The 24643-nt window shown below is 61.3% G+C and carries 23 protein-coding genes; 13 read left to right on the top strand and 10 right to left on the bottom strand.

Annotation, left to right across the window (positions count from 1 at the left end):
• Positions 1 to 53: 53 nt before the first annotated feature.
• Positions 54 to 2288, bottom strand: a complete 2235-nt coding sequence (locus CIW50_RS23900; protein WP_149533659.1) for a putative bifunctional diguanylate cyclase/phosphodiesterase — start codon at positions 2286 to 2288, stop codon at positions 54 to 56.
• Positions 2289 to 2665: 377 nt separating this feature from the next.
• On the opposite strand from CIW50_RS23900, the gene mepA reads away from it, so the two are divergent.
• The 6 genes from mepA to modC all read left to right on the top strand — a co-directional run bounded on the left by mepA (position 2666) and on the right by modC (position 6845).
• Positions 2666 to 3601, top strand: coding sequence for a penicillin-insensitive murein endopeptidase (gene mepA / locus CIW50_RS23895; protein ID WP_149533658.1), 936 nt, complete (start codon positions 2666 to 2668; stop codon positions 3599 to 3601).
• A gap of 151 nt (positions 3602 to 3752) precedes the next feature.
• Positions 3753 to 3962, top strand: a complete 210-nt coding sequence (locus CIW50_RS23890; RefSeq protein ID WP_149533657.1) for a TOBE domain-containing protein — start codon at positions 3753 to 3755, stop codon at positions 3960 to 3962.
• A gap of 2 nt (positions 3963 to 3964) precedes the next feature.
• Positions 3965 to 4462: a hypothetical protein gene (locus tag CIW50_RS23885; RefSeq protein ID WP_149533656.1), complete on the top strand. Its 498-nt coding sequence runs from the start codon at positions 3965 to 3967 to the stop codon at positions 4460 to 4462.
• A 215-nt stretch (positions 4463 to 4677) separates the two neighbouring features.
• Positions 4678 to 5463: a molybdate ABC transporter substrate-binding protein gene (modA, locus tag CIW50_RS23880; protein ID WP_149533655.1), complete on the top strand. Its 786-nt coding sequence runs from the start codon at positions 4678 to 4680 to the stop codon at positions 5461 to 5463.
• Between the two features lie 3 nt (positions 5464 to 5466).
• A complete protein-coding gene (gene modB / locus CIW50_RS23875) occupies positions 5467 to 6162 on the top strand; it encodes a molybdate ABC transporter permease subunit (RefSeq protein WP_149533654.1) in 696 nt (231 codons plus the stop codon).
• 2 nt (positions 6163 to 6164) lie between these two features.
• Entirely contained in the window at positions 6165 to 6845 is a 681-nt protein-coding gene (gene modC, locus CIW50_RS23870) for a molybdenum ABC transporter ATP-binding protein (RefSeq protein WP_149533653.1), read from the top strand.
• A 5-nt stretch (positions 6846 to 6850) separates the two neighbouring features.
• On the opposite strand, the gene CIW50_RS23865 is transcribed toward modC, so the two are convergent.
• Positions 6851 to 8647 carry a potassium/proton antiporter gene (locus CIW50_RS23865; protein WP_149533652.1) on the bottom strand — a complete coding sequence of 599 codons (1797 nt, stop codon included), beginning with the start codon at positions 8645 to 8647 and terminating at the stop codon, positions 6851 to 6853.
• 240 nt (positions 8648 to 8887) lie between these two features.
• On the opposite strand from CIW50_RS23865, the gene CIW50_RS23860 reads away from it, so the two are divergent.
• The 4 genes from CIW50_RS23860 to radC all read left to right on the top strand — a co-directional run bounded on the left by CIW50_RS23860 (position 8888) and on the right by radC (position 12706).
• On the top strand, positions 8888 to 10210 hold the full coding sequence (locus CIW50_RS23860; protein ID WP_149533651.1) for a mechanosensitive ion channel family protein: 1323 nt from the start codon (positions 8888 to 8890) through the stop codon (positions 10208 to 10210).
• A gap of 6 nt (positions 10211 to 10216) precedes the next feature.
• Positions 10217 to 10930: a DNA/RNA nuclease SfsA gene (sfsA, locus tag CIW50_RS23855; protein WP_149533650.1), complete on the top strand. Its 714-nt coding sequence runs from the start codon at positions 10217 to 10219 to the stop codon at positions 10928 to 10930.
• A 131-nt stretch (positions 10931 to 11061) separates the two neighbouring features.
• On the top strand, positions 11062 to 11889 hold the full coding sequence (gene map, locus CIW50_RS23850; protein ID WP_149533649.1) for a type I methionyl aminopeptidase: 828 nt from the start codon (positions 11062 to 11064) through the stop codon (positions 11887 to 11889).
• 97 nt (positions 11890 to 11986) lie between these two features.
• Positions 11987 to 12706, top strand: coding sequence for a RadC family protein (gene radC, locus CIW50_RS23845; protein ID WP_149533648.1), 720 nt, complete (start codon positions 11987 to 11989; stop codon positions 12704 to 12706).
• A 15-nt stretch (positions 12707 to 12721) separates the two neighbouring features.
• Here radC and CIW50_RS23840 read toward each other — a convergent pair whose 3' ends face one another.
• The 6 genes from CIW50_RS23840 to CIW50_RS23815 all read right to left on the bottom strand — a co-directional run bounded on the left by CIW50_RS23840 (position 12722) and on the right by CIW50_RS23815 (position 17920).
• On the bottom strand, positions 12722 to 13417 hold the full coding sequence (locus tag CIW50_RS23840) for a tetratricopeptide repeat protein (protein WP_172980445.1): 696 nt from the start codon (positions 13415 to 13417) through the stop codon (positions 12722 to 12724).
• A 160-nt stretch (positions 13418 to 13577) separates the two neighbouring features.
• Positions 13578 to 14228, bottom strand: a complete 651-nt coding sequence (locus CIW50_RS23835) for an AprI/Inh family metalloprotease inhibitor (protein ID WP_149533730.1) — start codon at positions 14226 to 14228, stop codon at positions 13578 to 13580.
• 56 nt (positions 14229 to 14284) lie between these two features.
• Positions 14285 to 15268, bottom strand: a complete 984-nt coding sequence (locus tag CIW50_RS23830; RefSeq protein WP_149533646.1) for a 2-hydroxyacid dehydrogenase — start codon at positions 15266 to 15268, stop codon at positions 14285 to 14287.
• Positions 15268 to 16041, bottom strand: coding sequence for an ABC transporter permease (locus CIW50_RS23825; protein WP_149533729.1), 774 nt, complete (start codon positions 16039 to 16041; stop codon positions 15268 to 15270). Before CIW50_RS23825 ends, CIW50_RS23830 begins: the two co-directional genes overlap by 1 nt.
• Positions 16042 to 16082: 41 nt before the next feature.
• Positions 16083 to 16889 carry an ABC transporter ATP-binding protein gene (locus tag CIW50_RS23820; protein ID WP_149533645.1) on the bottom strand — a complete coding sequence of 269 codons (807 nt, stop codon included), beginning with the start codon at positions 16887 to 16889 and terminating at the stop codon, positions 16083 to 16085.
• Between the two features lie 8 nt (positions 16890 to 16897).
• The gene (locus CIW50_RS23815; protein ID WP_149533644.1) at positions 16898 to 17920 is read right to left on the bottom strand and encodes an ABC transporter substrate-binding protein; all 1023 of its coding nucleotides are present in this window, start codon (positions 17918 to 17920) and stop codon (positions 16898 to 16900) included.
• Between the two features lie 88 nt (positions 17921 to 18008).
• Between CIW50_RS23815 and CIW50_RS23810 the strand changes: the two genes are divergently transcribed.
• The 3 genes from CIW50_RS23810 (at position 18009) to CIW50_RS23800 (ending at position 21656) form a co-directional block, all read left to right on the top strand.
• Positions 18009 to 18830 carry a creatininase family protein gene (locus CIW50_RS23810; RefSeq protein WP_149533643.1) on the top strand — a complete coding sequence of 274 codons (822 nt, stop codon included), beginning with the start codon at positions 18009 to 18011 and terminating at the stop codon, positions 18828 to 18830.
• A 170-nt stretch (positions 18831 to 19000) separates the two neighbouring features.
• Positions 19001 to 19261 (top strand): hypothetical protein, encoded by a 261-nt coding sequence (locus tag CIW50_RS23805; protein ID WP_149533642.1) that lies wholly within the window; start codon positions 19001 to 19003, stop codon positions 19259 to 19261.
• Between the two features lie 466 nt (positions 19262 to 19727).
• Complete coding sequence (locus CIW50_RS23800; RefSeq protein WP_149533728.1) at positions 19728 to 21656, top strand: carbohydrate porin; 1929 nt, start codon at positions 19728 to 19730, stop codon at positions 21654 to 21656.
• 31 nt (positions 21657 to 21687) lie between these two features.
• Here the strand turns inward: CIW50_RS23800 and CIW50_RS23795 are convergent, their stop codons facing one another.
• Both CIW50_RS23795 and CIW50_RS23790 read right to left on the bottom strand, forming a co-directional pair.
• A complete protein-coding gene (locus CIW50_RS23795) occupies positions 21688 to 23328 on the bottom strand; it encodes an FMN-binding glutamate synthase family protein (RefSeq protein WP_149533641.1) in 1641 nt (546 codons plus the stop codon).
• Positions 23329 to 23540: 212 nt separating this feature from the next.
• The gene (locus tag CIW50_RS23790) at positions 23541 to 24314 is read right to left on the bottom strand and encodes a ferredoxin--NADP reductase (protein ID WP_149533640.1); all 774 of its coding nucleotides are present in this window, start codon (positions 24312 to 24314) and stop codon (positions 23541 to 23543) included.
• Positions 24315 to 24643: the final 329 nt, after the last annotated feature.

Raw genomic sequence — 24643 nt, 5'->3', positions numbered from 1 at the left:
GCCGCCCGCCGGGTTTTCCAGTTTTGAGGAACGAGGCAATCTACCCCTGCAGATCACGCGACCTGCGCACGCACCGATAGCTCGGCATTCGGCGCAGCAACGGCCTGAGCTCTCAACAACTCAATGATCTCGTCGTTCGGACGGGCGCGACTGAACAGGAATCCCTGACCTTCATGGCAACCTTCGCTACGCAGGCAGGCGAGTTCGGCTTCGGTCTCGACGCCTTCGGCCGTAATGGTGACGCCGAGGCCCATACCGAGACTGATGATCGAGCGCACGATCGCCTGCGCATCGCGATTCGAGCCGAGATCGCGCACGAAGGATTGATCGATCTTGATCTTGTCGAACGGAAAGCTTCTGAGATAGCTCAGCGACGAATAGCCGGTGCCGAAATCGTCCATCGAGATGCGCACGCCGAGCGCGCGCAGCGCATGCAGCGTCGCGAGCACCTGATTGCTCTTTTCCAGCAGTAGCGTCTCGGTGATCTCGAGCTCAAGCCGCCGTGGCGGCAGCCCTGAATGCTTGAGTGCATCCATCACCACCGACAACAGATTGCCGACGCGGAACTGCAGCGGCGACAGATTGACTGCGACGCGCACTTCATCGGGCCAGCGCGCAGCCTCGTTGCAGGCACGGCGCAGGATCTGCGTGCCGAGCGCATTGATCAGGCCAGTGTCTTCCGCCACCGGGATGAAATCTGCCGGCGAGATCATGCCGCGCTCCGCATGCGGCCAGCGCACCAGCGCCTCGCAACCGGTGATGCGGCCGGTCTTGAGATCGATCAGCGGCTGGTAGAAGGGCCGCAGTTGATCGTCCTGAATCGCGGCACGCAGATCGATCTCGATCTTGCGACGTGCCTGCGCGCGAGCGTCCATGCCGGATTCGAAGAAACTGAAGGTGCCGCGCGAGTCGTTCTTAGCGCGCGACAGCGCCATGTCGGCGTTCTTGAGCAGCCGCTCGGATTCGTCGCCATCGCTCGGCGCCATCGCGATGCCGATGCTGGCGCCGATCACCACCGAATGACCGTCGAGCAGATAGGTCTCGCCGACGGCGTCAAGCAGCCGGCGCGCCAGCAGCACCACATCCTCGGGGCGATCGATGCCGGTCTGGATGATGGCGAATTCGTCCGAGTTCAGCCGCGCCAGCGCATCTTCCTCGCGCAGCGACGAGCGCAGCCGCCGCGCCACGCCGCGCAGCAGCTTGTCGCCGATGCCGTGGCCGAGCGTGTCGTTGACGCCCTTGAAACTGTCGAGACCGAGGAACAGCACGGCGACCTTTTCACCGCTACGCCTTGTATGCGCGAGGACCTCGTCGAGCCGCTGGCGCAGCAGATTGCGATTCGGCAGTCCGGTGAGACCATCGTGATGCGCCATGAAAGCGAGCCGCATCTCCGCGCGCTTGCGCTCGGTGATGTCCATCAGCGCCAGCATCACGGCCGGCTCCTCGTTATAGACGAGCTTGCGCGAATAGATCGCCAGATCGATCAGTGCACCGTCGGCCTTGACGTGTTTCCAGGTTCGCGCCGCCTGTTCGTCACTGGCATGGTCGCCAACCCAGGGCGGCTCCGCCTCGAAGGCCTGCAACTGGCGGATGGTCAGCTTCTCGAATTCGGGACGCGTATAGCCGTAGTGCTCGATGGCGGAATCGTTGACGCTGAGGATGCGTTCGTCGTCGAGTGCGCAGACGATCATGGGCACCGGATTGCTCTCGAACAGCAGGCGGAACGACGCCTCGCGCTGTTTCAGCTCGGTGATGTCCACGCGCAGACCGACGACGCCGCCGTCTTCGGTGAGCCGCTCTTCGATCAGGATCACGCGGCCATCGGCCAGAACCTGTTCATGGCGCTCGCCCGGGTGGAACAGTTTGGCGACGCGCTCCGCGATCCATTCGTCCTCGCGGCCGATGGCTTCAGGATAGTCGCCGCGCTCGACACCGACGCGGATCGTGTCCTGCAGACGCGCACCCGGCACGAACTGATCCGAGCTGCGGTTGTAGATCTCCGCGTACTTCTTGTTCCAGAGGATGTAGCGCCCGTCGGAATCGAGAAACACGATGCCTTGCGGCAAGATGTCAATCGCCTCGCGCAGACGCTCATGGGATTTACGGGCTTCCGCGATCGCCGCCTCGGCCTGGGCACGCTGGCGCACGATCTCGCGGATGGGACCGCTGACAAGACCCTTTTTCGGCGCCAGTTTCGGTGCAGCCGCGATCGCCCGGCTCGGCCGGGTGATCCGAGACACCAGTCCCGCTTTCGCTTTCTTTTTCGCTTCGGGCCGGAATTTCGGCATCAATGATCCACTCGCAACGCGCGTGCGACAATCAGTGCAAGAAGTGTCTGAAAAAACGGTATCAATGCCCGCTCGGCAGCAAGGATTACCGTCTGCATTGCGTGCCTGTACACATTTGGTGCCTTCACAACAGGCAAAAGCTGTAGGCGTATGGTTACCCATCTCTAGACATTAGAGGGTCACGCGTGATCTTCCTGCCAAGTGAGAGACACAAGCGGCAGGAAACGCTGATAAAACGACTGAGCCGGTGGCAACAGCAGGGCCGACAAATCGGAACGCAAAAAAAAGCGCCAGCATCAGATATGGTTACCAGCGCGCTAAAATCATGTGTGCCGTAGGTTACTCACCTGATCGACAGCTTCAGTTATAGTCACGGCATGAGCCTTCGCCTGATTCTCAGCCTCATATCCCTGCCGGCCGTCATCGTTTCAACGTCGCTCGCGTTGGCGCAGACCAAAGGCAGCGTCGATCCGAAACCGCTGCCGCCGCTGGCCAACCCGAACGACCCGGCCATCGGCGCCAAGGAACTGTTCGGCCGCAAGGTATTACCTACGAAATCGCCGGTGCGCGTGGTCGGCTTCTACGCCAAGGGCTGTATTGCCGGCGCGGAAGCGCTGCCGATCAATGGGCCGACCTGGCAGGTGATGCGGCTGTCGCGCAATCGCAACTGGGCACATCCGCAACTGGTTGAGCTGCTGGAGCGGCTATCGGTCAAGGCCAGCAAGACTGCGGGCTGGCCAGGCATCTTGGTCGGCGACATGTCACAGCCGCGCGGCGGGCCGATGATCACGGGCCATGCCAGTCATCAGGTCGGGCTCGATGCCGATATCTGGTTGACCCCAATGCCGAACCGCCAGCTGTCGCGCAACGAGCGCGAGGACATGTCGGCGGTGATGATGGTGCGGCGCGACCGGCTCGATATCGATCCCACAACCTGGACACCGACCCATCTGCCGGTGATCCGCGCCGCAGCGCTGGAGCCCAGCGTGGAGCGCATCTTCGTCAACGCCGCCATCAAGAAGGCGCTGTGCCGCGAAGCCAAGGGCGATCGTAGCTGGCTGTCGAAGGTGCGCCCGATGTACGGCCATGACTATCATTTCCACGTCCGCATCAAATGCCCGGTGGGCAGCACCGAATGCGAGTCCCAGCCACCGCCGAACGAAAGTGAAGGCTGCAGCGCCGGCGATCTGGCTTACTGGTTCAGCGATGCCGTGTTGCACCCGAAGCCGCCGCCGGTCCCGCCCAAGCCGAAGCCGCCCATGACACTGGCGGAAATGCCGGCTGCGTGCCGTCAGGTGCTAACGGCACCGTGATCGGCCGACTGGCTATCGCATTATCGTGAAACCGGGTTAGAACACGCCATCGTTGTGCCGTAAGCCGACGATCAACAACGGGCGCCCCTCCCGAACTCCTTCCATATCAGCCGCGGCTGTCAGCTGCCCGGCCCAATCGGCGAGATCCAACATGCGCATCAGTGCACGCAACCAGATCAAGGGGACCGTCCTCGAAGTCACCAAGGGCGCCACCACATCCCATGTCCGCGTCGATATCGGCGGCGGTCAGATCGTAACCTCGTCGATCACCAATGAAGCCGTTGACGATCTGGCGCTCAAGGCCGGCGGCAAATGCGTCGTTGTGGTGAAGGCCTCCGACGTTATGATCGCGGTGGATTGATCATGCGTGCGCGTCTGATTGTCGCGCTCACGCTGCTCGGTTCGGCGCCTGTATGGGCGGCCGAGCCCAGCGGCTGTGACAAGTTCAAGTGGCCGATCGACAAGGAGCGCGCCGCACTCACGGCGCAAGATCGCCCCAAGATTGTCTCAGGCGCCGAACTTGCAATTCCTGCCAGAGCGACGCTCGATCTGAAGACGCCCGGTGATGCCAAGCTGCCGTCGTCACCGGAGCGAAAGCCGAAAGACGGCACATTTGCAGGCTTTGCGCGCTTCCAGAAGGCGCCGAAGGCCGGCACATACACCGTCAGCCTGTCATCGGCGGCGTGGGTCGACGTGGTGCAGGATGGTGAGATCCTGAAGCCGATGGAATTCAGCGGCGCGACCGACTGCGCCGGCATCCGCAAGACCATGAGGTACGATCTCGCGGCAGGTCCGTTCGTGATCCAGGTCACTGGCGTAGCCGAAAACACCATCAGCCTGGCCGTGCTGCCGTCCGAGTGACGGCAGTTTTCTTTCTGTGGCCACGCCCCTTGGAGGCCATCGTACCTCGGGGGCCTTTACCCCTTTGGCCAGCCTGATACTATTCGGCCAGCGATATCCCGGACGATCGTAAGTCCCCGGGATTGCCGGAACGGCGCTTCCGCCTGTCGCATGTCCCACCCAACCAACGCCTGAGTTGCGCGCGCTTTGCGCTGCGCTCACGCATGGAGCGCCACATGAATCGATTTGCCGGACTTTTCGCTGCGTTCTCGATCCTGCTCGGATCGACCTTCACGCCTGCCCAAGCGCAGGACAAAGCCCTGACGGTCTTCGCCGCGGCTTCCATGAAGAACGCCCTCGACGAACTCGACGCCGCCTATACCGCCAAGACCGGTGTGAAGATCACCGCCAGCTATGCCGCCAGCTCCGCGCTCGCCAAGCAGATCGAACAGGGCGCGCCGGCCGACGTCTTCGTTTCCGCCGATACCGACTGGATGGACTACGCCATTGGTAAGAAGAACATCAACGAGTCGACCCGCGTGAACCTGCTCGGCAACAGCATCGTGCTGATCGCCGCCAAGGACTCCAAGCTCGACAAGGTGACGATCGGCCAGGGCTTCGACCTCGCCAAGCTCGCCGGCGACGGCAAGATCGCCACTGGCGACGTGAAGTCCGTGCCGGTCGGCAAGTATGCCAAGGCGGCGCTGGAGAAGCTCGGCAGCTGGAGCGCGGCCGAGTCGAAATTCGCCATGGCTGAGAGCGTGCGTGCCGCGTTGACGCTGGTGTCGCGCGGCGAAGCCCCGCTCGGCATCGTCTATGCGACCGACGCCAAGATCGATCCCGGCGTGAAGATCATCGGCACCTTCCCGGCGGACTCGCATCCGGCGATCATTTATCCGGTCGCTGCGACAACGACCGCGAAGACTGAAGCCGCCGACTATCTGGCCTTCCTGCGCTCCACCGCAGCCAAGACCATCCTGGAAAAGTACGGCTTCACGTTCCTGGTCAGCCCGACGACCTGATACGTGTCAGAAATCTCCCCCGAAGAATGGACGGCGATCCTGCTTTCAATCAGGATCGCCGTGATCGCGACATTGATCTCGACGCCGATTGGAATCGGTGTCGCGTGGCTGCTTGCGCGGCGTGACTTCTGGGGCAAGCCGATCATCGACGCGGTGATCTATCTGCCGCTGGTGCTGCCGCCCGTTGTCACCGGCTATCTGCTGCTGCTGTTGCTCGGCAAGCGCGGCATTCTCGGTGCCTGGCTCGCGGAGCATCTCGGTATCGTGTTCGCCTTCCGCTGGACCGGCGCCGCGATTGCATGCGGCGTGATGTCGTTTCCCCTTCTGGTCCGGCCGATCCGGCTGTCGATCGAAGCAGTCGATCGCAGGCTCGAACAGGCTGCCAGCACACTTGGCGCATCGCCCTGGAAAGTGTTTGCGACCGTCACGTTGCCGCTTGCTTTGCCCGGCGTACTGGCTGGCATGGTGCTCGGCTTTGCCAAGGCGATCGGCGAATTCGGCGCCACCATCACTTTCGTCTCGAACATCCCCGGCGAGACCCAGACGATTTCCTCCGCAATCTATTCGCTGATCCAGACACCCGACGGCGATGCAGCAGCCTCGCGTCTGGTGATGATCTCCATCGGCATTGCCGTGCTTGCGCTGATCGCATCGGAATGGTTCGCGCGCCGCGCGACGCAGCGACTGCATGGGAACTGATCGTGCTGCGCGTTGACGTATTCAAGCAACTCGGCGAATTCTCGGTGAATGTCGCTTTCACCAGTGAAGGCCGCGTCACCGGTCTATTCGGCTCGTCAGGCGCCGGCAAAACTTCGCTGGTCAGCATGATCGCCGGCCTCGTGCAGCCCGACCGCGGCATTATCGCCGTGGACAGCGCAGTGCTCTATGACGGCAACGCGCGCATTCACGTTCCGCCACATCGCCGTCGCATCGGCTACGTGTTTCAGGATGCGCGACTGTTTCCGCATCTGAGCGTCATGCAGAATCTCGATTACGGCCGCCGGATGAATCAATTGGCCCGCGATGCTGTCGCGGAGACGCGGATCACCGATATGCTCGATATCGGCCATCTCTTGAATCGGCGACCAGGCGGCCTCTCAGGTGGCGAACGCCAGCGCGTCGCACTGGGACGTGCGCTGCTCTCGCAGCCGCGGCTGCTGTTGCTCGACGAACCAATGGGCGCGCTTGACGAGGAGCGGAAGGCCGAAATCCTGCCCTATCTGAAGCGGCTCCGCGATGAAGGCGATGTGCCGATGGTGTTCGTCAGTCATGACGCCGACGAGATGCGGCAGTTGGCGACGCAGGTTGTGATGCTGAAGCGGGGCCGTGTCGCCGCGTTTGGTGGTACCGAGATCCTGCCGCGTATCATCGCCGCGGCCTAAGCCGATCACGCACCAGACAGCGCGGTCCAGCTACGCTTCAGCTTACCCTTGACCGATTGTGCGCGCGTCAGCTTCGGCGGCGCGGGGTCTTCATCTTCGGGCAGACGCAGGCCAACCACATTGACACGCCCGCCGCCGAGACTGCGCGCGACGAGATCGATGCTGTCGATAGGCAATGCCGCACCGACTGTTGGCGCATGATCGAGGTGAATGTCGAAATAATCCGCCAGCGTCAGCCCCGCCTGGGCGGGATCGACGGCGATACCGTAGATCGCCGCAAGATCGCCGAGAGTGATTTCACCCGACACCATGAAGTCACCGAGCAGATGCGGGTCCGGTGCCGTGCTCGGCGGCATATCGACGAAGAAGCGATCCAGTGCCTCGGCCTTTTCCGGCGGCGCCAGCAAATAGATGTAATCGCCGGCCGTAACAGGCTCAGCCTCCGCCGGAGTCAGGATGCGCTCATCGCGAATGACCAGCGTCGGCTTCGACCATGACGGAATGAGGTTGCGCTTCAGGTACAGGCTCTTCGGACGCACGGCATAGCCGACCAGTTGCTGTTCGAGCTGACCTGGCAAATCGAGTTCGATACGGCGCGGCCCCCTGTCGGTGCGCGGCAGAGCGACATGCAGCTTCCGGGCGGCAAAAGCCAGCGTCCATCCCTGAAACAACAGCGAGATGATCACAACCACGAAAGCGACGTCGAAATACAGCGACGCCTTGGGCAGACCGACCAGCATCGGGATCGAGGCAAGGAAGATTGCGACGGCACCGCGCAGGCCGACCCATGACACGAACATCTTTTCGCGCCAGTTGAAGCGGAAGGGCTGCAAACACAGGAAGACCGCGACCGGGCGCGCCACGAACATCAGAACCAGGGCAACGCCGACGGCCGGAATGATGCTGCCGATCAGGCGTTGCGGCGAGACCAGCAGGCCAAGCATCACGAACATGACGATCTGCGCCAGCCACGTCGCAGCGTCGAGGAACGTCACCACAGAATTGTGCGCCCGCGTCGGGCGATTGCCGATGATGATGCCGGCGAGATAGACGGCCAGAAAGCCCGAGGCGTGAGCGATCTGAGCCAATCCGAAGATCACCAAAGCCGCTGTGCAGACGAAGGGCGCATGCAACCCCTGCGGCAGCGCCACGCGATTCATGGCCAAGACAACCAGCCGGCCACCGACGACGCCGATCACGGTGCCCAGCACGGCTTCCTGAACAAATTCCAGTGCCACATGACCGGCGGAGGCGCTCCCCAGCGACAGAAATTTGACCAGCGTCAGGGTCAGAAAGACGGCGAACGGATCGTTGGTTCCGGACTCGACTTCGAGCGTCGCACCAACCCTCGGCCGCAGGCGCAGGCCCTGCGCATGGACCAGCAGAAAGACAGCCGCGGCGTCGGTGGAAGCCACTACCGCGCCAGTCAGCAGCGCCTGGGTCCAGTTCAGGTCGAGGGCATATTTGGCGACCGGTGCCGTGATCAGCGCCGTTAGCAACACGCCAATCGTGGCCAGCACCATCGAGGGGGCCAGCACCGCGCGAATGGCCTGAAATCGTGTCTTCAGCCCACCGTCGAACAGGATCAGCGCCAGCGCAACCGAGCCGACCACATAGGTCGTGTGGACGTCGTCGAACCGCAGCCCACCAGGACCCGCTTCGCCAGCGGCCATGCCGATGAACAGGAAGAACAGCAGCAAGGGCGCGCCGAAGCGAAGCGCAAGCAGGCTGGACAGGATGCCCGCCATGACCAGAACTGCGCCGAGAAGGATAGCGATGCTGACTGAGTCAAGTGACGCCATGAGGCTCCGAGGCCGGAAATACTTGTAAATCCATGCTTATCGTCGTCATCCCGGGACGCCAAACACTTTCTGCCTTAGACGCATTTGCAGGTATATTTCTCGGGAATTGCTCACAAGCAGGAGCTGCGCTCGATGGCGCCGACGTGACGCTTGTGTGAATCTCCGCCCCATCCGAATCAAATGCGCCGTCCTGGATGATTTCACGCCGGGCAAGACCTTCACGATGACGAGAACCACGCGATGCTTGACCTGACCGACACCCACGAATTCGTGCTGGCGACCGCACGATCGTTCGGCGCCGAGGTGACCTCACCGTGGTTCTATCTGCAGCTCGGACTGATGATGGCGGGCGGCGGCATTGCCTTCGCCATTGGAGCCGCCGTTCGCTCGCGGGTCGATATGACCTCGCTGGCGATGGGCTGGCCGGCGCCGCTGCGCATGTTCATGCGCATCCTCGTGGGCAGCGCGGCCACCGCGGCCTTTGCAATCCTGATGAGCCTCGACCGCGTGATCATGCTGAGCGTGACTTGGCCGAGCCGCAGTTATCTGCTGTCGGTAGCCGCCAAACTTGCGCTGGCGTGGCTGGTGATCCGGCTGGTCACCAGCGTGATCCGCAACGAATTCCTGGTGCGGCTGGTGTCGATCTCGGCCTGGCTCGTGGCGGCGCTCAGCATTATCGGCCAGTTGCAGCCGACCATCACCATGCTGGACGCGAATGGGATCGATCTCGGCGGCCTCCGGCTGACGCCGCTGCTGCTGATCAAGCTCGGCGTGCTGCTCGCTGTGGCGCTGTGGCTGTCGAACATTGCCAGCAATTTTCTCGAAGGCCGGATCAGACAGTCCCACGACCTCACACCCTCAATCCAGGTGCTGCTGATCAAGCTGGTGCGGCTGCTGTTGATGGTGTTCGCGGTCGCGCTCGTGATGGGCGCAGTCGGTATCAACCTCTCGGCTCTTGCCGTGTTCTCCGGTGCGGTCGGTGTCGGTATCGGTTTCGGCCTGCAGAAGATCGTCGCCAATTTCATCAGCGGCGTGATCCTGCTGGCGGACAAATCGGTGAAGCCCGGCGACCTCGTCACCATCGGTGACAGCTCCGGCCGCATCAGTGCGATGAATACGCGCTACATCTCGGTCGCCGCGGGTGACGGCCGCGAGTTCCTGATCCCCAACGAGGACCTTATTACCCAGAAGGTGGTGAACTGGACCTATACGGACAAGGACACGCTGGTGAAGGTCAATTTCAGCGCCAATTACGACGCCGATCCACGCGTGGTTTGCAAACTGGCCATCGATGTCGCGACCGCATCGCCACGCGCCAATACAGCTAAGACGCCGAACTGCATCCTCACCGAATTCGCCGAAGCTGGTATGAAATTCTCGCTGACCTTCTGGATCGACTCGCCCGACGGCATGGATGCGGTGAAGAGCGAGGTGATGCTGGGCCTGTGGGATGCCTTCAAGCGCGAGGGCATCCGCGTGCCCTATCCGGTTCGCGAGCTAAAGATCCGCGGCGGCGCGTTGCCGGTCGAAACCATTGTCGAAGTCGCATCCGGTCCGGAATAGGCGGCGATGAAGCTTCAGGCCGATCTGGTCCCGGCGACACTGCTGCGGCGCTACAAGCGCTTCCTTGCTGATGTCGAACTCGCCGATGGCAGCGTGATCACCGCTCATGTCGCCAATCCCGGCGCGATGCTCGGACTGCAGGCGCCGGGCGCGCGCGTCTGGCTGTCGAAATCTCCGAGCAAGACGCGCAAGCTGCCTTTTTCGTGGGAGCTGATCGAAGTCGATTTTGGCAATGGCCCGGAACTGGTCGGCGTGAATACGATGCACCCCAACGCCATCGTCGCCGAGGCGCTGGCCGCCCATGCAATCTCGGAACTCACCGGCTACGACGTCGTCCGCCGAGAGGTGAAATATGGTGCGGCGTCGCGGGTGGATTTCTTGCTGGAGCACGCCTCACGGCCCCCCTGCTATCTCGAGGTCAAGAACGTCCACATGATGCGCCAGCCGGGACTGGCAGAGTTCCCGGATTCCGTCACCGCGCGTGGCGCCCGCCATCTCGACGAACTGGCCGCCATGGTCGCCGCAGGCGCCCGGGCCGTGATGCTGTTCGTGGTCCAGATCGGCTCGTCCACGGCTTTTGCGCTGGCGCGGGATATCGACCCGGCCTATGGCCGCGCCTTCGACAAGGCCCGCGCCGCAGGCGTCGAAGCCATCGCCTATACCTGCCGGATCGACCACGGCAGCATCGTTTTGGCCGGCCGAGTGCCGATTCAGCCGTGAATATGGCTGGCGTGGGGACCGAGCAAAGAGGTCCTGGAGAGGCTGCTTTGGCTTGCGCTGACCGCCCCAGCCATTAAATTGAGGCCTCAAATCACACATTCCCGTCGCATCCTGCCTGGCAAGATCACCTGATGAGCTACGTCGAAGCCTCCGAAACCACCCAGCGCAAAACCGGGCAGATCAAGCTGCACGGTCCCGCCGCTTTTGCTGGCATGCGCAAGGCCGGCGCGCTGGTATCGCTCTGCCTGGACGAGCTGACCGATCTGGTGAAGCCGGGCGTGCTGACTTCCGCGATCGACGACTTCGTCCGCGAATTCGCCTTCAGCCATGGCGCCTTTCCGGCGACGCTGATGTATCGCGGCTATCGGTATTCGACCTGCACCTCGATCAATCACGTGGTCTGCCACGGCATGCCCGGCGATCGCGCGCTGAAGGAAGGCGACATCGTCAATGTCGACGTGACCTTCATCGTCGAGGGCTGGTATGGCGATTCCAGCCGCATGTATGGCGTCGGCGAACTCGCCCGCAAGGCGGAGCGTCTGGTCGAGGTCACCTATGAATCGCTGATGCGCGGCATCGCAGTGGTCAAGCCCGGCAATACCACCGGTGACATCGGCCATGCGATCCAGAGCTTCGTCGAACCGCAGCAGATGAGCGTGGTGCGCGACTTCTGCGGCCATGGCCTCGGCCGCATGTTCCATGACGAGCCGAACATCATCCATGTCGGCCGCCCCGGCGAAGGCGTGACCTTGCGCCCCGGCATGTTCTTCACGATCGAGCCGATGATCAATCTCGGCAAGCCACATGTGAAGGTGTTGTCCGACGGCTGGACCGCTGTGACCCGCGACCGTTCGCTGTCGGCGCAGTTCGAGCACACCGTTGGCGTGACGGCGACCGGCGTCGAGATTTTCACGCTGTCCAAGCGGCGTAACGAACAGCCGCCGACGCCCGCCGCATAAACTTCAAATCGCCACACGGTAGCGAACACTTTCTGGTTGCAAATGCAGCCGAGCACGGCATGCTCGTGGATAAGATCCATGCGAGCGTTTGCGCCACATGCCCGTCAGCCCCATCGATCCGACTGCGCCGCCGGGTCTTGCCGAAGCCCCGCACTATCACGGCCATCGGGAGCGGCTGCGCGAGCGCTTTCGCAGTGTCGGCGCCGATGCGCTGAGCGATTACGAATTACTGGAAATGGTGCTGTTCCGTGCGCTGCCGCGCCGCGATGTGAAGCCGCTGGCGAAATCGCTGATCACGAAATTCGGCTCCTTTGCCGAGACGGTGCATGCGCCCGATACACGGCTGCGCGAAGTCGGCGGCTTGGGCGAAGCCGCCATCACCGAGATCAAGCTGATCGCCGCCGCCACCAGCCGCGTCGCCAAAGGGCAATTGAAGCAGCGCACCGTGCTGTCGTCATGGGCCACGGTGATCGACTATTGCCGCATGGCCATGGCCTTCGCCGACAAAGAGCAGTTCCGCATCCTGTTCCTCGATAAGCGCAACCAGTTGATCTCGGACGAGGTGCAGCAGGTCGGCACCGTCGACCACACGCCGGTCTATCCGCGCGAGGTGGTGAAGCGGGCCCTCGAACTATCCGCAACGGCCATCATCATGGTGCACAACCATCCTTCCGGCGATCCCACGCCGTCGCAGGCGGATGTGCAGATGACCAAGGCCGTGATCGATGTCGCCGCGCCGCTCGGCATTTCGGTCCATGATCACATCATTGTCGGCAAACACGGCCATGCCAGCTTGAAGGGGCTGAAGCTGATCTAAGGCAACTGGCGCCACCTAGTTCTTGGCGGTTTTCAGATGTTCTTCTGCTGCGCGAATGCCGCCCTTCGCCTTCAGCGTCAACGCAGTTACCTGTGGCTTCCATTCGGAAAACATCTTCTCTGCATTCTTGAGCTCTGGCTCGGACAATGTGGAAGCCATCTCATTTACGTTTTTCTTGGGTGGTATCTGAGAAAGCTTGAAATACGCATACGTCAAAGATGCATCCCTTGGCGTGCCCTTTCCAGCAAAATACGAACGAGACAAACTAAAGAGGGCGCCCGGATATCCCTGATCGCCCGCCCGCTTCCACCATTTCAACGCTTCTTCCGGATTTTCGCGGCGATCGTACAGGTTGGCAACGTCGTGCTGGGCGCGTGAATAGCCGGCTTCGGCCGCAACAAGCTTGTACTTTAAAGCTCGATCCGAGTCGGACTCAACGATGCCCGCGCCTTGCCCATCATAGTAACAACCGAGCTTATAGGCGCCCAACGGGTCGTTCGACGCAGCCGATTTTTGAAACCACTCAAAGGCCTGCCTGCGATCCTGTGGTGTGCCGATGCCATTATTGTGCATCATGCCCACATGATACTGCGCCTCTGCATCTCCCTTGTTCGCTAATGCGACCATTGCATTGAAGGTGTCTGCGTCATTTGCATTGGCAGGCATTGAGAAGAATAAAAGGCACAAAAAAGCCAAGGCGAAAAATTTCATCTCACCCTCCAATTGGGTTTGAACCATTTCATCTTGGTCACGCGCAGCGGAAATAGGTTCGAAGAAACTGATTTGAACCGGGCGGATTGATGCGTAGGGCGCAATCCGTGCAACGACCCCTACTCGTCGTCCCCCGCAAAAGTAGGCGCAGAGCGACCTCTTACTGCCGCAGCAATATCAGCGGATCGGCACTATCCGGCACCCGGCGCCACTGCGCGTTGTCGTCGGCTTCGAAATGCCAGGTCTCGCCTGATGCCGACATCATCAGCAGCTCGCCGCGTTCGAGGCGCCACTGCTTGGGACTGAAAGTCGCCACCAGGGGGTCGCAGCGCGGTTTCAGAAAGACCGCGAAATTGTCCTGAGTCGTTTCGGTATTGGTCAGCGTCAGACCGCAAACCACGCGACCGCTGCCGCGCACCATCGACCAGTCGCCGATCATCTGATCCATCGATTTGGTCAGAGCGCGCGCCGCCGCCAGGTTCTGCAGGATATAGACACCTTCGCCGGTGCGAATGCCCTCGAAGATGCCGCTCTCGACTTCGGTGAAATCGATCACCGCTTCGCCCGTCGGATTTTGCAGCCGGACGATATCGAGCCCCTTGATGTTCCAGGCTGTGATATCCTTGGTGAAGGGCAACGCCTTCGCGCAATCCGGTTCGAGTTCGAGCTTCAACCCCTGTGGTGACGCGTCGTTCTTCAGCGTCACCACGCAGGTCTTGCTGCGTTCGGTGGTGGAGAGCTCCCACTGCCCGATCATGTTTTTCCGAAGGGTGGCAGCATCCTGAGCTCGCGCCGGTGCGCCGACAAGCATTGCGCCGACAACTGCCAGAACAAAATATCGACAGCGCCCCGACGCGAGTCTCACGATCAGCGTCCCTTTAGTGGTGTTTCCGCAATCGGCGTCGTCGGCGCCTTGCCGGCGAACCAGAGCTTGAGGTTGTCGACCACAAGCTGATCCATCGCGTTGCGCGTCACCACCGACGCCGAGCCGACATGCGGCAGCAGCACGACGTTCTGCATCGACTTCAGCTCGTCCGGCACTTTGGGCTCCTGCGCAAACACGTCGAGACCCGCGGCCAGAATGGTGCCCGATTTGAGGGCCGCAATCAGTGCAGGCTCGTCGATCACCGAACCGCGTGCGATATTGATGATGATGCCGCGCGGACCGAGCGCCTGCATCACTTCCGCATTGACGAGATTGGCTGTCGATGCTCCGCCCGGCGTGATGACGATTAGCGTGTCCACCGCCTTCGCCATCTCGATCAGGTTCGGATAATGCTTGTGCGAGACGCCGGCGGCCGGATTGCGCGAGTGATAGACCACCGGCACCAGCGAGGCGTCGAGACGGCGCGCGATGGCCTGACCTATGCGGCCCATGCCCACCATGCCGACCTTGCGATCGCGCAGCGAGCCGACCGTGAGCGGATAGGGCTGCGTCAGCCACAGGCCCGAACGGACATATTTGTCCGCCTTGATGAATTCACGGGCAGTGGCAATGAACAGACCGAGCGCCGTATCGGCGACTTCCTCGGTCAGCACGTCCGGCGTGTTGGTGACGAGGATATTGTTCTCGGCGGCATATTTGGCGTCGACGTGATCGTAGCCGACGCCGAACGAGGAGATGATCTCAACCTTGGGATACTTCGCCAGCACGGCGCTGTTGGTCGGCACCAGACCCGTCACGGCAATGCCACGGATTTTCTCGGCGACACCCGCCGGCAGCCGTTCGAGATCGTGCTGGGTTTCATATTTGTGCAATACGAACTGGTCCGAGAAACCGTTATTGATCAGCGGTTTCGTCGGTCCATAGATCAGCAGATCGATTTTATCCGAAGAGATTCCCGTCCCCATTATTTTTCCTTTCGCAGTGCACTCTCATGCCAGCGCCGCAATAATCCGTGGGATACCAGCGCGAGCAGCATATAGATCACAATCCCCGCAACGGACAGCAACAATAACGCGGCGAACATTCGGGGAATATTGAGGCGATAGCTGGATTCCGAAATGCGATAGGCGAGGCCAGAACCCGCGCCGGCCGCCCCCGCTGCAATTTCTGCCGCCACCGCACCGATCAGTGACAATCCGCCGGCAATGCGCAATCCGCCAAGTATGAATGGCAATGCCGCCGGAAGCTCCAGATAGCGCAACACCTGCCAGCGCGATGCGCGATAAAGTTGAAACAGCCCGACCAGATTGCGATCCACCGAATTGAGGCCCAGTGTCGTATTGGCCAGCACCGGGAAGAACGCCACGATCCAGGCGCAGACGACAACGGCCGTCTGCTGCGGCAGATAGATCAACATCAAGGGCGCGATGGCGATGACGGGCGTCACCTGCAGCACGATGGCATAGGGCAGCAGCGCATATTCCAGCCACTTGGACTGGTTGAACAACAGCGCCAGCGCGATGCCACCGATGGCCGCGGCGATGAAGCCCTCGAGCGCGGTCAGAAGCGTCACACCGAGGGATTCAGACAGGATCGGCCAGTCGGCAATCAGCGTCTTGAAGACGAGCAAGGGACCAGGCAGCAGATAGGGGGGGATTTCGCCGATCCGAACGACGAGATCCCACAGCACAATGCCCGCAATGAACACGACGACGGGCCAGACGATGCTGCCCGGCATAGCCGAAGCGCGATCGACCGAAGGTAACGGCTCCAACCCCTTCATGCCTGCGCCTTCGCGGCGCTGACTTGCGCGTCACTGGCTTGCATCAGGGCCTGCGATACATCGCGGCAATAGCCGGCATAGGCCACCGAGGTGCGGAACGCGTCGTCGCGTGGCTCGGCGGCTTCGATACGGCATTCGGCGCTGACGCGACCGGGCCGCGAGGTCATCACCACGACGCGTTGCGACAGATAAACCGACTCGAACACCGAATGGGTGACGAAGATGACCGTCTTGCCGAGTTCGCGCCACAACGTCAGCAAGTCATTGTTGAGCCGGAAGCGCGTGATCTCGTCGAGCGCCGCAAACGGCTCGTCCATCAGCAGGATGTCCGGCTCGGTCACCAGCGCGCGGGCCAGCGACGCGCGCATCTTCATGCCGCCCGACAATTCACGCGGATAGGCGTCAGCGAAGTCCGCAAGGCCGACCTGCGCCAGCGCCTCGTCCACACGCGCGCTCGATTGCGCATCCGGCATATGTGCCAGCTTCAGCGGCAGCCGTACGTTCTCGCGGATCGTGCTCCACGGCATCAGCGTCGGCTCCTGGAACACGAAACCGATGGCTTGGCTGCTGCTCTGCGCAGCGACATCCACAGTACCCGCCGACGGCGCGATCAGACCGGCGATGAGGCGCAATGCGGTCGATTTCCCGCAGCCGGACGATCCCAGCAGCGAAACGAACTCGCCCTTGCGGATATTGAGATCGAGTGGCCCTAGCGCGACGGTGCCGTTGTCATAGACCTTCGTGACACCGCGCAGGCGCACGGCGGCATGGGCATCGCTCGGCGGCAAGGCAAGCTCGACCATCTGCCGGGTTACTTCTTCGGTCGGAGATCGAGACCGACACCCTTGTTGATGAATTGCAGCGTATAGGCTTGGCGATAGTCGATGTCGCGCTTGACCACGCCTGCGCGTGACATCTTGTCGAAGAAGCTGGCGATACGCGCTTCGCTCATCGCGCCGATGCCGTCTTTCAGCGTGTCACCTGAGTCGACGATGCCGTATTCCTTCATCTTGGCGATGGAATAGGCCAGCAGCTCATCGGTCATTTCCGGGTTGAGTTTCTTGATGACGTCATTGGCGGCTTTGTTATCGCCGTAGATATAGTTGTACCAACCGATCATCGAGGCATCGACGAAGCGCTGGACGAGATCCGGCTTCTTGTCGACCCATTCCCGGCGCGTTTCGATCAGTGTCGAATAGCCGTCGAAACCGTAATCCGCGAGCAGCATCACTGTCGGCTTAAAGTTCGCTTGCTTCTCGACCACGAACGGCTCGGATGTGACGTAGCCCTGCATCGCGCTGTTCTTGTCGACGATGAAGGGTTGCGCATTATAGGTGTAAGGCTTGACCTTGGACGCGTTGAAACCGAGTTCGGATCGCATCCATTGGAAATAGCCGGCGACGCCTTCCTTCGAGATCAGCAGCGTCATCGGCTTGAGGTCTTCGAGCTTGGTCACCTTGGGATTGGGATGCGCCAGAAAGACCTGCGGGTCCTTCTGGAAGATCGCGGCGACAGCCACCACCGGCACATTATTGGCGACGGCATCGAAGGATTGCAGCGTGTTGGCGCTCATGAAGAAGTCGAGCTTGCCCGAAATCAACAGGATGCGGTTGTTCACATTCGGTCCGCCCGGCACGATGGTGACGTCGAGGCCGTAATTCTTGTAGGTGCCGTCCGCGACCGCCTGGAAGAAGCCGCCATGTTCAGCCTCGGCCACCCAGTTGGTTCCGAAACTGACCTTGTCGAGCCTGGTTTCCGCTGCGGCGGGCGACCGCGCGGCCATCACGGCCAGTGCGCCAATGGTTAACGCGCGCAGCAAGGATATCGGGCTCATATTGGACTCCGTCGACCGTTATGGCCCATGATAGAAAGCAATCTACTGCCAGACTACCCTGCAAAATTGACCAAAGAAACGCACCTCGATGACTGCCAACATGCCCCCCCGCGACTGGACCTCGATCCACTGGCCCGACATCGCCCAGAATGATCCGGCCTCCTGGATTGCAGTGCTGCCATTGGCCGCGACCGAGCAGCACGGACCGCATCTGCCTCTCGGCACCGACGTCATGATTGCGCAGGCGTATCTTGCAGAGGTCCAGCATCTGCTGCCTGCCGATATTCCGGCGACGTTTCTGCCGCTTCAACCTGTGGGCATTTCAACCGAGCACCTCGCTTTTCCCGGCACGCTGACCCTGCCCACCGAGATCGCATTGCAGACCTGGACCGCGATCGGCGAAAGCGTCGCGCGCGCCGGTGTTCAGAAACTCGTGATCGTCACCAGTCACGGCGGCAACAGCGCAGCGATGACGCTCGCGGCGCAGGACCTGCGCGCCGAATACGGCATGCTGGTCGCCACCACCGGCTGGAATCGGTTCGGTGCGCCGGATGGATTTTTTTCGGACGAAGAGTTGCGTCACGGCATTCATGGCGGTGCGTTGGAAACATCGATCATGCTGGCGCGCTACCCGCAGCATGTCCGCAACAACAAGATCGCAAACTGTGCATCGTCTGCTATCGCGATGGAAAAGAACTATCGCTGGCTCTCTGCAAGCCGGCCCGCGCCATTCGCGTGGCAGGCCGAAGACCTGCATCCATCAGGTGCGATTGGCGATGCCACCCAGGCATCAGCCGACAAGGGCGAGAAGCTGTTGGCCCACGGTGCAAAGGCATTCTGCGAATTGCTCGCGGACATGCACCGCTTCGATGTGGCGGCGTTCGATCGCGCGCCGGACGCCGGGGCCTGAGGCATGGTTAACTTGGCGTTTGCGCTTTGCACGACGACATATTCCGTGCGGATGACGACACAATTCTGAAACCAAATAGTTCGACCGGGTCTCGAACCTGATCCGTTTAGGCTTCGACTGATTGGCATGCAGGCCACGATGGCTGCACTTCAACAGGATGGAGTTATCACATGTCGATCAAGTCCAAGATTGCTGCTTTCGCTCTCGTTGCTCTCACCGCTGCCGGCACGATGGCATCGCCCCAGCAGGCTCAGGCCAAGGGCCCGGGCATCGGCTTCGGCATCGCTGCCGGCGTGGTCGGCGCCGCAGTCGTCGGTAGCGCCATCGCCGCCAACAACGGCTACTACGGTTACGGATATCGCTGCGGCTGGGTGCGCCAGTATGACGGCTACGGCAACTATGTCGGCCGCGTCCGCACCTGCAACTACTAATCCCTTGATTGACTGACGTGGATTTGCGTCCGACACGGGCGCCTCATCCACCCCGTGTCGCACCAGACCCGCTCGGTTGTCCCCCGAGCGGGTCATTTTTTTGCGCTCGACGAATGCCTTTCGAGCCGTGCCGGCCAGCTGCTGTTATCCAACCGTCATGATCGGCTGCCACTGAGACATGCTTCTCCAGTTGCTTCTTGCTATTGCGAATTAGTTGCAATTATAGTCAAGGAGTCGATGGGGTGCTCATTCTGTTTCGTTTTGTTTCGTGACGGCCTTCGACTCCCACACCGTTATGGGCGAATCGACTATTTTTGTGGAATATCAAACGGTTCGTTGCATGATCAGCGGCGACCTAAGCGAGAAATGACGGCCGCATGAAGTACCCCGACCGATCGCGAGTATTGTCGTGAAGCGCGTTTTGGCCGGTTTTGCGCTGGGTGCATTGGCGTTCGATGGCTCTGCGATGGCGGCCGACATTTCGACCGACATGGCGCTGAAAGCGCCCCGCCTAGTTTACGACTGGACCGGGTTTTATCTCGGCGGTCACATCGGCTATGGCGGCGGCAACTTTGGTCCCGGCAGCAATGCACTGCCCGCGCAGGGCGTTTTCCTGCCGCCTTCGCCGACCGGCCTGACCGGCGGCTACCAGATCGGCTACAACAGGCAGCTCAGCAACAACGTCGTGCTGGGCTTCGAGGCCGACGCCACGTTCAGCAGTCCGCAGGACGCCGCGCGGTTGATGCCAGCGCCTTTCCATACGACCTTCGATTATTTTGCGACCGCACGCGGCCGCATCGGCTACGCCTTCGGTGCGTTGATGCCTTACGTCACCGGTGGCGCGGCGTGGGGACGCACCAAACTCAATCTCAATGATGCCGACGGCGGTCTCATCGGCTCGACAACTCGCGATCATTTCGGCTGGACCGCCGGCGCGGGCGTCGAATTTGCCGTTGGCGGCAACTGGACCGCGAAGGCCGAGTACGCCTATCTTGATTTAATGCGGCAGACCCATGACCTCGGCAACGCCGGGCTGCCGAATGTGAGCGTTGATCCGAATATTCACACCGTCAAAGTCGGCTTGAATTATCGGCTGTGGGACACGCCGCCATGGTTGCCGTCAGCCCCTATCGCCGGCAAGACTGCGGTGCCGGAATCCACCGACTGGAACGTTCACGCCCAGACCACTTTCATCGCGTCCGCCTATCCGCGGATTCGCTCGCCCTATGAAGGCACCAACAGCCTTCCCGGCGGCGGCCAGGGGCGCGAGACCTTTACGACGACGGCGTTCCTCGGCTGGCGACTGTGGCAGGGCGGTGAGCTCTATCTCAATCCTGAGCTGGCGCAGGGCTTCGGCCTTAACTCCACGCTCGGCCTCGCCGGCTTCCCCAACGGCGAGGCGCAAAAAGGGGGCGCACCGTTTCCGCGCTTTCGCATGCAGCGCTATTACTTCCGCCAGACGCTTGGCCTTGGCGGCGAACAGGAAGACGTCCCCGACGCCGCCAATCAATTGGCGGGCAAGCGCGACATCGACCGCATCACGCTGACAGTCGGACGCTTCGCGGTGGGTGATTTCTTCGATGGCAATTCCTACGCCAAAGATCCGCGCGCCGATTTCATGAACTGGGCGATGTGGTCGTCGGCTGCCTACGATTTCCCGGCCGATCTGCCGGGCTTCACGCGCGGCGCCGTGGTTGAACTGAACCGCAAGGACTGGGCGCTGCGTGCCGGCCTGTTCCAGGTGCCGTCAGCTCCCAACAGCGACATCCTCACCTTTAAAACCGGCGGGGCCGTCGTCGAATTCGAGGAACGCCACCAGATATTCGATCAGCCCGGCAAGCTGCGCGTCGGCGCCTTCATCAATCGCGGCAACACCGGCAGCTATCGCGGCGCGCTGGCCATCGAGGCCAATGATCTGACGCTGGATATCAACGACGTGATGTCCTCGATCCGCCGGGCCAGCGACAAATACGGCTTCTACGTCAATGGCGAGCAACAGGTTGCCAATGACGTCGGCATCTTCGCGCGCGCCAGCTGGAATGACGGCCAGAACGAGATTCTGTCTTTCACCGACATCGACCGCAGCGTCTCGGCCGGCGTGTCGATCAAAGGCAGCCATTGGGGCCGCGCCAATGACACGATCGGCCTCGGCGGCGCAATCAACGGCCTGTCCGCCGCGCATCGCGACTTCCTCGCCGCCGGCGGCAACGGATTGCTGATCGGCGACGGACGGCTGAATTACGGCACCGAGCGTGTGCTCGAAACCTATTACGCCTATGCCATCGACAAGAACTTCACCCTCACGGCCGACTACCAGCTGATTGCCAATCCTGCCTACAACAAGGATCGCGGGCCGGTTTCGATTTTCTCAGGCCGGTTGCACGGCGAGTTCTGATCCTCGTCGCTCCTCGCAATGATCGAGAGGTCTAGGCTGAACGTTCCAGAGCTGCTGGCACGAATGTCGCCGCTTGCGCCATCTCCCATGCATCGCGAAAGCGCTTGTCGCCGGTGCCATCGACCAGCTCGTTGTGGCGCAGGGCCGGATACATCCGCGTGAAGGACAGTACATCGGTGCCCGAGGCGCGGTGCGAGAAGTGGACAGGGCGAATATCCTGCGGATGATCGAGACCGGCCGCCGCAATCAGCTCGGCCAGCGCATGCAGCGTCGCCTCGTGATAGTTGTAAACGCGATCGGTCTTCTGCGGCACGGCGAGCGCGCGATTGCGCGTCGGGTCCTGCGTCGTGACGCCGGTCGGGCAGCGGTCGGTGTGGCAGCTCAGCGACTGGATGCAGCCCAGCGCAAACATGAAGCCGCGCGCCGAATTGCACCAGTCGGCGCCGAGCGCCATGGCGCGGGCGATATCGAAGGCAGTCGCGATCTTGCCGGAGGCGCCGATCTTGATGCGGTCACGCGCTCCGATGCCGATCAGCGCATTGTGCACGAAGTTGACACCCTCGCGCATCGGCATGCCCAGATGGTCCATGAATTCCAGCGGCGCAGCACCGGTGCCGCCTTCATTACCATCGACCACGATAAAATCCGGATAGATACCGGTCTGCAGCATCGCCTTGCAGATCGCCAGGAATTCCCAGGGATGACCGATGCACAGCTTGAAACCGGCCGGCTTGCCGCCGGACAGCCGGCGCATCTTGTCGATGAATTCCATCATCTCGATCGGCGTCGAGAACGCCTTGTGATAGGCCGGCGAGATACAATCTTCGCCCATCGCGACACCGCGGATGCGTGAGATCTCTTCCGATACTTTCGCGGCCGGCAACACCCCGCCGTGGCCGGGTTTCGCGCCCTGGCTGATCTTGAGTTCGACCATCTTGATCTGATCGTTGACCGCGAGGCGTGCGAAAGCCTCGGGATCGAAGTTGCCATCATGCGTGCGGCAACCAAAATAGCCGGAGCCGATTTCCCAGATCAGGTCGCCGCCGTTCTCCTGATGATACGGACTGACACCGCCTTCGCCGGTGTCATGCGCGAAGTTGCCACGCTTGGCGCCGCCATTCAGTGCGCGGATCGCATTGGGGCTGAGCGCACCGAAGCTCATGGCCGAGATGTTCAGCACCGAGGCTGAATAGGGCTTCAAACAATCCGGCCCGCCGATGGTGATGCGGAACTGTTCGGGCGCATGCGGCCGCGGCGCGACCGAATGATGCATCCACTCATAGCCCTCTTCATAGACGTCCTTCTGAGTACCGAAGGGACGTTTGTCGAGCACCATCTTTGCGCGCTGATAGACCACCGCGCGGGTATCGCGGCTGAACGGCATACCGTCCTTTTCGCTCTCGAAGAAATACTGCCGCATCTCCGGACGGATTTCTTCGAGCAGGAAGCGGATATGCGCCGAGATGGGATAGTTGCGCAGAACCGCATGATCCTTCTGCAGCACGTCGTGAATGCCGAGCACCGTCAGGCCGCCGAACACCAGCGCCGGGATGATGACAAGATTGAACACCTTGGGGTCGTGAATGCCGATGCCGACCAGCAGCAAGGTGGCGACGCCGCAGATCGTTAAAACGATGAAGCGCGGCGAGAGGGGAAGCATCAACGTTTCCATAAAAATCCTGCCTGACATGAATGGCGCTAGCGTTACACAGACCCGATGACGCAAAGATCACAAATGCGTTGCCGCAGAGCATCGCACCGGAGTGCTTAATCTAGCGCGTCACGCTCAATGAATTGTTGCAAAAAGCGAGCGCCCCAGACGACAAAACCCGCGCCGGAGCGCGGGTTTTGCAGTGCAGTGAATTTTGATGGTGTCGGGCTGCCTCAGCGCTCGACGAACGCCTTCTCGATCACGAAGTGGCCCGGCTTCGAGCCGCTGCCTTCGATGAAATCGCGCTCTTCGAACATGACCTTGAGGTCTTCGAGCATGTGTGGGCTGCCGCACAGCATGAGGCGGTCGGTCTCGATGTTCAGCGGGCCCTGGCCGATGTCGTTGAACAGCTGCGCCGAGGAGATCAGGTCCGTAATACGACCGCGGTTGCGGAATGGCTCGCGGGTCACGGTCGGATAATAGATGAACTTGTCCTTCATCAGCTCGCCAAACAGCTCGTCCTCAGCCAGCTTCGCGACCAGACGCTCGCCATAGGCCAGTTCGGAGACCTGACGGCAACCGTGCACCAGGATCACGCTCTCATAGCGCTCATAGATATCCGGATCCTTGATCAGGCTGGCGAACGGCGCCAGGCCTGTTCCGGTCGACAGCAGCAGCAGCCGCTTTCCGGCGATCAGGTTGTCGGTGATCAGCGTACCAACCGCCTTGCGGCCGACCAGGATGGTGTCGCCTTCCTTGATCTTCTGGAGGCGCGAGGTCAGCGGACCGTCTGGCACCTTGATGCTGAAGAATTCCAGCTCTTCCTCGTGGTTCGCGCTGGCCATGGAATAGGCGCGCAGCAGCGGCTTGCCGTCGACCTCGAGGCCGATCATGGCGAACTGGCCGTTCAGGAAGCGAAATGAAGCATCGCGGGTGGCTTTGAAGCTGAAAAGTGTATCGGTCCAATGCTGGACGGAAAGAACTTTCTCTCTGTGAAAGGCGCTCATGAGATCTGATTTTCCAGTGCGGGCTTTTTTAGAACAAGTCCATTGTTTGCCGCGTCACGATGCCGAGAAACCATTGCGGCTATTGGCTAATTTTGGTTCTCGCAGCTGCGAATGACAATTAGTCAAAGAAGCCATGAAGTGCAATTGCGGACTGAGGGAGGCGGTCGATTAATTTCCAAAGCAGGTTACCCATGCAGCAGCAGCCGATCTGGCCGCGACATTAAATTACCCGATATTGGGGATTCCATTCGATTTCTTGCCGGGTGCCGTTAACGGTATCCGGCTGGATCGCCCGATCCCGATCCGGTAGTTTCCCGCCACCCCGTTAA

This window comes from Tardiphaga sp. P9-11, assembly GCF_008329525.1.
GTDB lineage: Bacteria > Pseudomonadota > Alphaproteobacteria > Rhizobiales > Xanthobacteraceae > Tardiphaga.
The sequence above is the reverse complement of the archived record's forward strand: the minus strand, read 5'-3'. Positions and strand labels throughout refer to the sequence as shown.